At 66.8% G+C, this 10429-nt stretch carries 10 protein-coding genes; 4 read left to right on the top strand and 6 right to left on the bottom strand.

From position 1 onward, the window contains the following. Window positions 1–170: 170 nt before the first annotated feature. The 4 genes from rplN to ACFUEJ_RS07135 are packed head-to-tail and all read left to right on the top strand — an operon-like array spanning window position 171 to window position 1628. Entirely contained in the window at window positions 171–539 is a 369-nt protein-coding gene (rplN, locus tag ACFUEJ_RS07150; protein ID WP_004019493.1) for a 50S ribosomal protein L14, read from the top strand. A 1-nt stretch (window position 540) separates the two neighbouring features. After that, window positions 541–858 carry a 50S ribosomal protein L24 gene (rplX, locus tag ACFUEJ_RS07145; RefSeq protein WP_005197643.1) on the top strand — a complete coding sequence of 106 codons (318 nt, stop codon included), beginning with the start codon at window positions 541–543 and terminating at the stop codon, window positions 856–858. 1 nt (window position 859) lies between these two features. Next, the gene (gene rplE / locus ACFUEJ_RS07140; RefSeq protein ID WP_055475154.1) at window positions 860–1441 is read left to right on the top strand and encodes a 50S ribosomal protein L5; all 582 of its coding nucleotides are present in this window, start codon (window positions 860–862) and stop codon (window positions 1439–1441) included. 1 nt (window position 1442) lies between these two features. Then, window positions 1443–1628 carry a type Z 30S ribosomal protein S14 gene (locus tag ACFUEJ_RS07135; protein WP_004019490.1) on the top strand — a complete coding sequence of 62 codons (186 nt, stop codon included), beginning with the start codon at window positions 1443–1445 and terminating at the stop codon, window positions 1626–1628. A 123-nt stretch (window positions 1629–1751) separates the two neighbouring features. On the opposite strand, the gene ACFUEJ_RS07130 is transcribed toward ACFUEJ_RS07135, so the two are convergent. From ACFUEJ_RS07130 to ACFUEJ_RS07105, 6 genes are all read right to left on the bottom strand, one after another. Continuing rightward, a complete protein-coding gene (locus ACFUEJ_RS07130) occupies window positions 1752–2024 on the bottom strand; it encodes a hypothetical protein (RefSeq protein WP_240199056.1) in 273 nt (90 codons plus the stop codon). A 441-nt stretch (window positions 2025–2465) separates the two neighbouring features. Further along, complete coding sequence (locus ACFUEJ_RS07125) at window positions 2466–2918, bottom strand: SRPBCC family protein (protein ID WP_205333230.1); 453 nt, start codon at window positions 2916–2918, stop codon at window positions 2466–2468. Between the two features lie 406 nt (window positions 2919–3324). Then, the gene (locus ACFUEJ_RS07120) at window positions 3325–4638 is read right to left on the bottom strand and encodes an HNH endonuclease signature motif containing protein (RefSeq protein WP_226513837.1); all 1314 of its coding nucleotides are present in this window, start codon (window positions 4636–4638) and stop codon (window positions 3325–3327) included. A gap of 195 nt (window positions 4639–4833) precedes the next feature. Next, window positions 4834–5442, bottom strand: coding sequence for a DUF4262 domain-containing protein (locus ACFUEJ_RS07115; RefSeq protein ID WP_211538351.1), 609 nt, complete (start codon window positions 5440–5442; stop codon window positions 4834–4836). 81 nt (window positions 5443–5523) lie between these two features. After that, window positions 5524–6951, bottom strand: coding sequence for an AIM24 family protein (locus ACFUEJ_RS07110; protein WP_226513836.1), 1428 nt, complete (start codon window positions 6949–6951; stop codon window positions 5524–5526). 46 nt (window positions 6952–6997) lie between these two features. Continuing rightward, on the bottom strand, window positions 6998–10426 hold the full coding sequence (locus tag ACFUEJ_RS07105; RefSeq protein ID WP_388028322.1) for a helicase HerA domain-containing protein: 3429 nt from the start codon (window positions 10424–10426) through the stop codon (window positions 6998–7000). Window positions 10427–10429 lie beyond the last annotated feature (3 nt).

The following is a 10429-nucleotide window of genomic DNA, read 5'->3' as shown; positions in this document are numbered from 1 at the left end:
CCTGCGGCGCCGCTGTGTCGCGAATCGGCTCACGAACCCACTGGGGCGGACGGCCCGGGTGTCACAACCTGGTCAAAACCCCAGGCAGGCGTGTGTTCGATGGCAACAGACCGTGTGCGTCGGGTCGGAAATCCGCCGTACATAAGAAGCCAGGTCAAGGAGACTAACGAGTGATTCAGCAGGAATCCCGCCTGCGAGTCGCCGACAACACCGGTGCCAAGGAGATCTTGTGCATCCGCGTGCTCGGCGGTTCCTCGCGGCGCTACGCCGGCATTGGCGACGTCATCGTCGCCACTGTCAAGGACGCCATCCCGGGCGGCAACGTCAAGAAGGGTGAGGTCGTCAAGGCCGTCATCGTGCGCACCACCAAGGAGCGCCGTCGTGCGGACGGAAGCTACATCCGCTTCGACGAGAACGCCGCCGTCATCCTCAAGGGTGAGAGCGACCCCCGCGGAACCCGCATCTTCGGCCCGGTCGGCCGTGAGCTGCGTGAGAAGAAGTTCATGAAGATCGTATCGCTGGCACCGGAGGTGATCTGACATGAAGGTCCACAAGGGTGACACCGTGATCGTCATCTCGGGCAAGGACAAGGGCGCCAAGGGCAAGGTCATCCAGGCCTTCCCGAAGACCCAGCGTGTCCTCGTCGAGGGCGTCAACCGAATCAAGAAGCACACCGCCGCGTCGGCCAACGAGCGCGGTGCCTCCTCCGGAGGCATCGTGACCCAGGAAGCCTCGATCCACGTCTCGAACGTGATGGTCGTGGACTCCGACGGCAACCCGACTCGCGTCGGCTACCGCGTCGACGAGGAAACGGGCAAGAAGGTCCGGATCTCGCGCAAGAGCGGGAAGGACATCTGACATGACCTCTACTGAACCCAAGATCCAGCCGCGCCTGAAGACTCGCTACCGCGAGGAGATCAAGGACACGCTGAACAAAGAGTTCGAATACCCCAACGTGATGCTGATCCCGGGCGTCGTGAAGGTCGTCGTGAACATGGGCGTCGGCGACGCCGCCCGTGACGCGAAGCTGATCAACGGCGCCGTCGAGGATCTGGCCAAGATCACCGGCCAGAAGCCGGAGATCCGTCGCGCTCGCAAGTCCATCGCACAGTTCAAGCTGCGCGAGGGCATGCCGATCGGTGCGCGCGTCACCCTCCGTGGCGACCGCATGTGGGAGTTCCTGGACCGTCTCGTGTCCATCGCCCTCCCGCGTATCCGCGACTTCCGCGGCCTGTCGGACCGTCAGTTCGACGGCAACGGCAACTACACGTTCGGCCTGAACGAGCAGTCGATGTTCCACGAGATCAACATCGACAACATCGACCGGCCCCGCGGTATGGACATCACCGTCGTGACGTCGGCCACCACGGACGACGAAGGCCGGGCGCTGCTGCGTGCCCTGGGCTTCCCGTTCAAGGACAACAACGTTAAGGACAACTGACATGGCAAAGAAGGCTCTGGTCAACAAGGCCAACAAGAAGCCCAAGTTCGCCGTGCGGGCCTACACCCGGTGCAACAAGTGCGGCCGCCCGCACTCGGTGTTCCGCAAGTTCGGCCTGTGCCGTATCTGCCTGCGCGACATGGCGCACGCCGGCGAGCTGCCGGGCGTGCAGAAGTCCAGCTGGTGATTTTCACCCGACGGATTTCGTAGCAGGAATGCGCTCATGGAGCGCATTCGTGCTACCGATTCCCCAGCGGCCCCATCTCGCTTCGGCGAGGTGGGGCCGTTGTCGTGTCACTGCTGAGTCGTGTCACTGCTGAGCGAGCCACTCCTCGATGAGGTCGGGGACGCTCTCGATCGACGCGGTGAGCGACCGCTGGTAGATGCGGTTGACGATGGGGTCGGCCATCTTGCCGAACACCCCGCCGAACCCGGTCGAGGACGTGATCCGACAGGTCACCTGGACGCCGTCGGAGGTCTCCTCCAGCGAGATGTGCGTGGTGAACGGGAACGGCGCCTCGACGGACTGGAACTCCGTCTCCTTGCATGTGTCGACGCGGGTGAACTCCCCGCGCCATTCCATGGTCCGCCCGAGGACTGCCGTCTTACCCTTCCATTGCGAGCCGACGGCGAGCGGCCCATCGGACAGCGGGATGATCTCGACGGATCCCGGAAGGTGTGCTCGGGAGCGGACATGTACTCCCAGACGGTTTCGAGTGGTTGCTTGACGGTGACGGATGCGCTGGATTCGGGCATGACGAAATCCCTTGTGTGCGGACGATTGTAGGACGGCAGGGCCGGGCCCACGCCGCACGCCATCTCGGGGCGGGTGGGGATCACGGTCCGGACGAGATGCATCCGCCGGTCAGAGTACTCCCCGTCGACCGCGAAGGCTACGTCCGAATTGTCCCCGATTCGTATGTCTAACAAGGACTTTCGTGACCGCCGTCCTCATGGATTTCTCCGTCGGAGATCGTTGCTCGTGGACTGATGCCGACATCGCACTCCTCGTATCGCGTCGTCGTCAGCGGGTGGCGGTCCATTCGTCGACGAGGCGCGGCAGCTTCTTCGCGTTCGCGGCGAGCGACCGCTGATACGCGCGGATCGCCAGCGCGTCGGTAAGCTTCCCGACCGCCCCGCCGACGCCGGCGTTGCGGATGCGGTAGGTGAGTTCGACGCCGCGACCAACCTCCGCGAACGTGGCCGAGATGGCGAACTCGAGCGGTGACTCTGTGGAGGAGAACTCGGTGGCGGTGTGCGCATCCACCCGCGTGAACTCGCCGGTCCAGTCGACGGCGCGGCCGAGCCCCTTCATCTGGCCGCGCCAGACGGTCCCGACCGAGACCGGCCCGTCGGTGACGGTCTCGACGCCGATCACGCCGGGCGTCAGCGCCGCGACGTGCTCCGGGATGAGGCAGTACTCCCACACCGTGGTGAGGGGTTGTCGGACGAGGACGGTCGCACTTGCTTCGGGCATGACGTCGACGTTACCCGCCCGCCGGACTGCATGGCGAAAAGCGAACTATGGCAGCGTTTCTCGCTACGAGATCCCGTTGGGGCTCAGCGCCCACGGATGCCACCCAATTGCGACGTCGACTTGCCGGTGTGCCAGAAGTCGAGCTGGTGACTTCGCACTGGCCTGACAGTCGCGCTGTAAGGCCCCACCCCCCACCAGGGAGGTGGGGCCTTACGCAGTTCACCCGCACCACAGGTCGGGCGTGAACACTATGAAGTTCTCAAAGGGCATGCGCGCTCCGACGGATCGGTGCGAAAAGGTGCTACGCGGGGCGTCGTCTCTCGACGGATTCGCCTTCAGAAGTATCAGGCGCTCGGGCTCTCCGGCCGTTCGCCGATACGAGTCGGTCATCGACCACCGAGGTGGATCAGGCTGCGGCCCGGTCATCGAGAGTCATGGTGCGGCGGTTGTATGCCGGCAATGGCGTTCGGATCGGATCGATCGATGCGGGTGGGACCAGCCACGGGTGGCGGTCGCGCCCCATGATGATCTCCCACTGGCCGGCATGGATGTGGGCGTGGCAGGACGGGCAGAGCAAGCACCCGTTGTCGATGTCGGTGGAACCGCCGTTGCTCCAGAACTGGATGTGGTGGACGTGGGTGCGGCCCGCAGGCGCACCGCATTTGATGCAGCACCGGTCGCGGATGATGATCGCTCTACGCAGATGCGTCGGGAACAGTCGTCTGGAAGTGCCCATCTCCAGGGGGACGGTGTCGCCGTCGATGACCACGTCGGTGACAGAGGAGTCGCACGCAAGCAAGGACGCGGTGGTGGGGCTGATCGAACCCAGCCACAACAGGCTGGCCTTGTCGGGAGCAGCCGCCGGCAGGAGCACGCTGACGTGGGTCTTTGGTGGGGTTGCAAGGGTGGTGTCGGCCACCGCCGCGGCATCGAGGATGAGTTCCAGAGCATCCGCGTTGCGGGCCCCGGTGGTCCGTGAGTCGTCGGTGCCGTCGGGCTCAGGCCTCGGAGTGTTTAGAGATTCGATTGCCGCGGTCAGCTTTTCGCCGATGACTGTGTCGAGATCGCCGCGTACGCGGACCCGGCCTTCCCCGGTCGGGGAGACGGTGAACTCGTTGATGGTGCGGTCCTCGCCAGCATGCAGGCCGCCGGACTCGACCGCATACTCGTTGCCCAGTTCGCGCGCCTTCTGGGCGATTTCGGCAGGGGTGGCGCCGGACATCGCCTGCGCGATAAGGGTCTGCTCGACCTCTGCTCGTTCCTCGGCGCAGACACCCTCGGGTGCTCGACGCGCGACATGAACTATGCCGTTCACGACGGCATCGGCGTGTTCCCCGGGGATCGCGCCGTCGGCAGTGTAACCGGGCAACCGAGAGAGCCATGCGTGTGCGTTGCCGATCCGCAACCAGCGGTGCGCGATTGCGGGTGCTGCGCCCATTGTGATCAGCAGGGCGGACGTCTTGCCGGTCGACTGTCGGGCCACACCGAGACGGTCGAGGGTGGCAGCTCCGACGGCGGCGTGATGGTCCAGGATGGAGCGCAGTTCGATCAGCAGAGACATCGCGGTGCTCGCTTGACGGCCGGTCGGCTCCGCGCCGCCAGGGGGCAGATCCCACAGCGCCTCGCGAATCGCAGTCAACACGGCGAGATAACCCTCACCGCCGGAGTGTTCGACACTTTCGGTCTCTGGGCGCAGCATGGTGGCGAGTGTTGTTGGCATGACGGACCTTCCACATCACAGGACGGAACTGGAGGCAGGGCTTCTCGTCATCGTTGGTTCGACACCGGCGTAACCGTCTGCCGATATGCGTCTTTCATCTGTGGCCTGTAGAAATCACTGTATCCGGGGGCACCGACAAGAACCGAACGGTTGAGGCCCCCGCAACTCAGGCTGATCACCTGGCCGCTCGCCTGCTCAGCGTCGGCGTCGGCGTCGGGCCGCCTTGCGCCGCTGGGCCCGGTTCATTCCGGGGTGCGGGTAGATGACGCGCGGACTGTCGCCACCGGTCGCTCGCGGGTCGTGCACGCCCATCACGAATTGGTGTTCCGGTGCAAGGGTGTAACCCTCTTCCCACGGATAGCTGCCCAGATCGTCAGGCCACACCGCCTGCAAGACCGGAGCGTCGGGGTAGAGGACGTTGGTGACGATGAGATCGGATTTGTCCACCAGTTCGATGACGGTGACCGGAACCTCAAGCGAATCCAGTTGTATGGGAACCGAATTCGACACGATCGAGTGCCAGTCATAGGTGTGAAACACGCTGCCCAGCTCGTTGAGAACCGATGCACTCGTTCGTGCATCCAGTCCGTACACCGCCAACTCGGGGAGGTCGTGTAAGCGCAGGCCGGTGGTGTACGCGAAAGAGCAGTCAGGTGCTTCGCATTCGGGAGAGTGACACGTGCACTCGTCACTGACGGCCGTCACCGCCCAACCGTAGCGCCGAATGCGGTCGAGCGTCTCGCGTACCAGCGGGTCGGGGTGCCAGCGGGGCAGACCCCGCAGATCGGAGAAGTGGTGGGTCATGCTCGCTCCTGTTGTTCGAAGGTGGAGCGTAGTAGAGCAGTCGGCACCGACAGATTCGGGCGACGTCCGAGTTCCGCCTCGTCAGCGCCCGAGGATGCCACCCAACACGCCGCCGGCCCCTGACCCGGCCGACCCGCCGCCACCGGTCCCGCCGACGAACCCGCCGGGCGGGAGTTCGGACGGCTGCACGACGACGAACCCGCGCCCGGAGAACTCGAGGGTGAACCGTTCGCCGGTGCTGCGTCCCATCAGGGTGCCGAGGTTGAACGAGTCATTGGACTTCACCGAGGTGCGCAGGCTCGACGACCACGCGACCGCGGCCTGCGGGTCGGCATAGGTCGCGGCGTCGACGTTGAGGACGACCGGGGTGCCGTCGGTGGTGATGGCGATCCGGCCGCGCCCGGTGAAGACGCAGTTGAACAGTCCGGCGTTGCTCATCGCGCCGGCACCCTGCACACGGGCGATGTCGTAGGACAGCGAGGAGTCGAAGGCGAGGACGTTGGCGCCGTTGATGGTGAGGCCGTCGGAACCGTCGAGGTCGATGAGGTGCACGTCCGACGCCGCATCGGCCAGGAACAGGTCGCCCTGTCCGGTGACCTTCATCAGCGGAACGCCCTCGCCGGTCATCGCCTGACGCATCATCCGTCCGAGGCCGCCCGAGCCGAGCGCCTCGAACTTCAGGTTGCCCTGGTAGGCCACCATCGAGCCGGTGCGGGCCATGACCTCACCGGCGAGGCCGACCCGGCACATCTTGCTTCCCTGCTTCTGGATCCCCTGCCCGGTGACCTCGGCGTGGGACGGCGCGAACAGATCGCTGTGCATGGGAACTCCCTGTGGTTGGGCGGTGACCGGAGGCCGGGGCGGAGGCGGCGGTGTGGACGGTGTATTCCATTGCGGGGCCGGTGGTTCGGGTGTCGGCGGCGGCGCGGTTGGCGTCGACGCGGCCGGCGGCCAGGGCTGCGGATCGGTGACTCGCGGCGGCCGTCCAGGAGGCGGCGTCGCGGGCTCGTCGTCGACCTCGATGCCGAAGGCGGTGGCGAGGCCCGCGAGACCGGCGTCGTATCCCTGGCCGACGGCACGAACCTTCCAGACGTCGTTGCGCCGGTAGATCTCGAGGCACACGACGGCCGCTTCGCTGGTGAGACCGGAGGGGCTGAAGACGAGTTCGGTGCCGCCTCCGGTCAGCGTCGCGCTGAGGGCGCCGGCGGTCGCGAAACTCGTGGGCCCGGTCCCGTCGAGGCTCGCCGCGACGACGACCGTCGCGATCTCCCGAGGCAGCGCGGCGGTGTCGACCGAGATGATGTCGGCCGAGCCGGCAGACCGGTATCCGACGCCGGGGCCGCTGGGCTGGTTGTAGAAGACGAGGTCCGCGTCGGAGCGGACGCGACCGGCATCGGTGAGCAGGATCGCCGAGGTGTTGACCGGCGATGCCGAGCGCACCGAGACGGTCACGGCCGTCGACGGCAGCGGACGGTTCTCTCCGGCGGTCAGCGTGAGCACGGTGTCCATTGTGCCAACCATCGTCTTCGGCCGTCGGCGAAGTCGGGCCCGGCCGTCACCGCGGACGCGGTGTCGTGGAGCGCGCCAGCTCGACGACCTCGTCCTCGGTAGGCGGACTCGACGGGTGGTAGGTGAGACAGAGCGGCGTCTCGGCCTTGGCGAACCGCCCGCCCTCACTCGCGATGTAGAACGTCCCCGCCGGGAGCTTGCCGATGTCGGGAATCCTGCTGCCCTTGTTGGCGGCGAGTTCCTTGGCGCGGTCGATCTGCGTCGGATGATTGAGCAGTCCGAAGATCTGGGTCGAGGAGTTGGCCGAGATCTTGTTGTCGATGCCGGTGGGCGACTGGGTCGCGAAGATGAGCCCGAGGCCGTACTTGCGAGCCTGCGACGCCAATGCGCTCGTGCTCTTCGACGCCGCGGTCATCCGGACGGACGGGGCGAAGTTCTGCGCCTCGTCCATAACGAGCAGTCCGCCGAGTGGCCGGTCGGCGGCCGGATTCTTCTTGATCCAGGCGAACAGCGCCATCTGGAGCTGATTGACGAAACCGGCCCGCCGGTCGTCAGTGCCCAGGCCGGCGAGGTTCACGACCGACACCCGGGCCCGGAAACCCGGTGAGGGAGTGAGCAGATACCCCGGGTCGGCCGGGGCGGCGTCACCCCCGAAGACCGGATCGATCGCCATCGAGGCCTTGAGGTTCTCCGCGAGTTCGGCGGCGAGCTTCGGGGCGTCGGCGAGGGTGCTCGCGTCGTCTGGCAGTTCGGTCAGCAGTCCGACGTATGCCTGCAGGGCGCCGCCGCCGCGACGTCCGAAGGCCTCCATGGACTGCTGCAGGACGGCTTGCTGCCGATAGGCTTTCGCGCTGGTCCCGATGGCCCGGGCATGCGGGATCAGGGCGCCGACGGCGGAGTCGACCGCGGCACGGAACTCGTCGGGGTTGCCGACCACCGTGCTGAAGTCGGGTAGCGGCTGGAAAGTCAATGGCCGCCCCGATGCCCGACCCGGCGTGAAGACCGCGACCTCGGTGTCGTGCAGGTAGCGCTTGGCGCGCTCGCGGTCGTCGGGCGTCCACGGACGCGGGTCGGCGTCCGGCCACGGTGTCCCCAGGCGTGCGAGGTCATTGTTCACGTCGAGGATGATCGACGAAACGCCCTGCAAGGCAGCCTCTTCGACGATGCGGCGGATCAACACCGTCTTCCCCGAACCGGATCCGGCGAACAGCGCCACATGCTTGCGCAGGGCGAGCAGCGAGACGGTCACCGCCTCGCCGGTGGCGACACTTCGCCCGAGGGTGATCGACTGTTCGCCGGCGGGTGCGGTTCGCGACGACGATTCGGCGGTGTCGTACCCCGCCGTCCCCGACCGAGGGTCGGTCGACCGGAACTCGTCCGTCGTCGTCTCGCGGGGTGGCGTCGTGGTCGAGCGTTTGTCCGCGGTGCCGGGCTCGTGGCGTTTGGCAGGCGTGTCCGAAGTAGTTGCCGCGGAATCCGTTGACTGCACGCGTGGCGCCGGCGCCTCGAGTGCGGGGCCCAGGATGTCGGTGAGAAAGGCGATCTCGGCAGCCGGGTTGCGGTCGGAGATCCACTCCCGGAGATGCGAGGGCCGTTCGGCCCGCAGTTGTGCCAGCGCGCTCAGCCGTTTGATGTCCTGTTCGGTCCAGGCGACGACCCGTCCGCCCCGATCGTGCAGTTCCTCGACCATCTGCCGGGTCTTGGGCCCGGTGGGCCAGGGATCTCGCCGCAGGATCACCAGGGTGCGTTCGATGTCGCCGAGGGTGAAACCGGAGGTCGTCGTCGCGCTCGACAGGCGCGTCTGGACGGCACGCGCGTTCGATGCCGCGATGGCACGGAAGCTCCAGGACTGCTCGATGTCCCGGTTCGGGTCGACGAGTTGTCGGATCCGCCCGTGCAGCGGACTCTTCGGTCCCGGCCGGGCATCGAGCTGCCAGCGGTCGGCGTCGCGGGACAGTGCCTGGATCCACGTCGCCAATCCGGCATGGAGCAGCGAGGGGACGATCCGGTCCTCGGTGTCGGGTACCAATGCGGGTAGCGGGTCGGCACGCCGGATCAACTCCGCGTACCGCTGGTCGAGCTTCGCGAACGCGGGATCGTCCGAGGTGGTCGTCGACGACGAGTCGGTTGACGACGATCCTGCAGACGACGATCCCGCCGACGACGACCCCGCAGACGACGACCCTGCAGACGACGATCCCGCCGACGACGCGCGCCCTCGAGCGGACGCTCCCGTGTCAGGAACGTCTGTCGTGGTGCGGGATTGGTTGATCAGGGCGAGTGTGCCCTGGCCGGCGGAGGTCTTGGACGTGGCGCCGGAGAGGTCGGTGATCTCGGCGAACGTGTCGCTGCGGAGCATCGCGGCGATCTGGCGGTCCACGGTCACCATCAGCTCGCGCGGGGTGTAATCGGTGGCCGCCGTCAGTGCGGTGTCGGTGACCGGCCAGGTGGGATGGGGCGGCGTGAATCCGACGCCGGCGAAACCCGGCGCGAAACGCCGGGCGAGCAGGAGCCGGCCGAAGTCCGCACTCGCGGGCCGTTGCAGGGTGGGTGGCAACCGGAACCGATCAACCGCTGATCGCATGACGTGTCCGGCGAGGTACTCCCACGCGGCGGTGATCGAGGAGACCACACATGTGGTCCGACTCATGGTGTCGCGCACCGACATCAGGCCGTGCGCCAGTTTCTCCACCTGTGATTCCTCGCCCGGCTCGGCGGTCTTGCCGGCCTCGATCAGGGTGTCGATCTGGTCGATCGCGAGAACCGCCGCATCGTCGAATGCGATGATCCGCGAGATGTTCTCGACGATTTCCTGATAACCGAGACGGGCATTGCGGATTCCCCAGGCGGCGAGTTCCTCCGCGTCGTCGATGTCCAGGTGCAGAAACGCCTCGCCGAGGTCTTTGGCCGCGAAGTCGTCGTACTCCAGCAGTACGAGCGCACGCAGGATGTGCTGCGAGCGGCGCCGGTGCCGCGAGTGGCGGGTGTAGACGCCGTGGACGAAGTCATCGAGGGCGGCGGGTGTCAGCGGCGCGCCGCCGGTCACGGCGTCACGTGTCCCGTCCGCGACCCCGGCGTCGATCGCGAGGCGGTGGAGGAGCTGATTCAGCTGCGAGCGGTGGCGGGGAGTCGGTCGGCCGAGGTCCTCGATGATCGCCACGAGCACCGAACGCCAGAAGTCGGTGGCGTCGAGCAGTTTGACGAGGAAGAAGTACCCGCCCTCCTCTTGGACACGATGCCGGACCCGGCCGAGGAGATGGGTCTTGCCGGATCCGGCCGGGCCGCGCACCGTGACCCCGATCGGACTCCCCGACGGCGAACGACGGGCGTCGTCGAAGGAACGGATGATGTCGACGATGGTGTCCTCGTGCAGGCCCCCGACGTGGAAGGGGTCGGCGGTGCCCCACACGTCGTCGGGGGTGTCGGCCCAGTTGAGGCGGATCGATTCCAGTGCGTGACGGGCGTCGGCGTCCATCGG

The organism is Gordonia sp. NPDC057258 (genome assembly GCF_042668985.1).
Lineage (GTDB): Bacteria > Actinomycetota > Actinomycetes > Mycobacteriales > Mycobacteriaceae > Gordonia > Gordonia hongkongensis.
This window is presented reverse-complemented; position numbering and strand designations above follow the sequence as displayed.

What these genes read in the sequence shown, in the direction of transcription:
- rplX (WP_005197643.1), top strand. Translation starts at nt 541, where the DNA reads ATGAAGGTCCACAAGGGTGACACCGTGATCGTCATCTCGGGCAAGGAC.
- rplE (WP_055475154.1), top strand. Translation starts at nt 860, where the DNA reads ATGACCTCTACTGAACCCAAGATCCAGCCGCGCCTGAAGACTCGCTAC.
- ACFUEJ_RS07135 (WP_004019490.1), top strand. Translation starts at nt 1,443, where the DNA reads ATGGCAAAGAAGGCTCTGGTCAACAAGGCCAACAAGAAGCCCAAGTTC.
- ACFUEJ_RS07130 (WP_240199056.1), bottom strand. Translation starts at nt 2,024, where the DNA reads ATGGAATGGCGCGGGGAGTTCACCCGCGTCGACACATGCAAGGAGACG.
- ACFUEJ_RS07125 (WP_205333230.1), bottom strand. Translation starts at nt 2,918, where the DNA reads ATGCCCGAAGCAAGTGCGACCGTCCTCGTCCGACAACCCCTCACCACG.
- ACFUEJ_RS07120 (WP_226513837.1), bottom strand. Translation starts at nt 4,638, where the DNA reads ATGCCAACAACACTCGCCACCATGCTGCGCCCAGAGACCGAAAGTGTC.
- ACFUEJ_RS07115 (WP_211538351.1), bottom strand. Translation starts at nt 5,442, where the DNA reads ATGACCCACCACTTCTCCGATCTGCGGGGTCTGCCCCGCTGGCACCCC.
- ACFUEJ_RS07110 (WP_226513836.1), bottom strand. Translation starts at nt 6,951, where the DNA reads ATGGACACCGTGCTCACGCTGACCGCCGGAGAGAACCGTCCGCTGCCG.
- ACFUEJ_RS07105 (WP_388028322.1), bottom strand. Translation starts at nt 10,426, where the DNA reads ATGGACGCCGACGCCCGTCACGCACTGGAATCGATCCGCCTCAACTGG.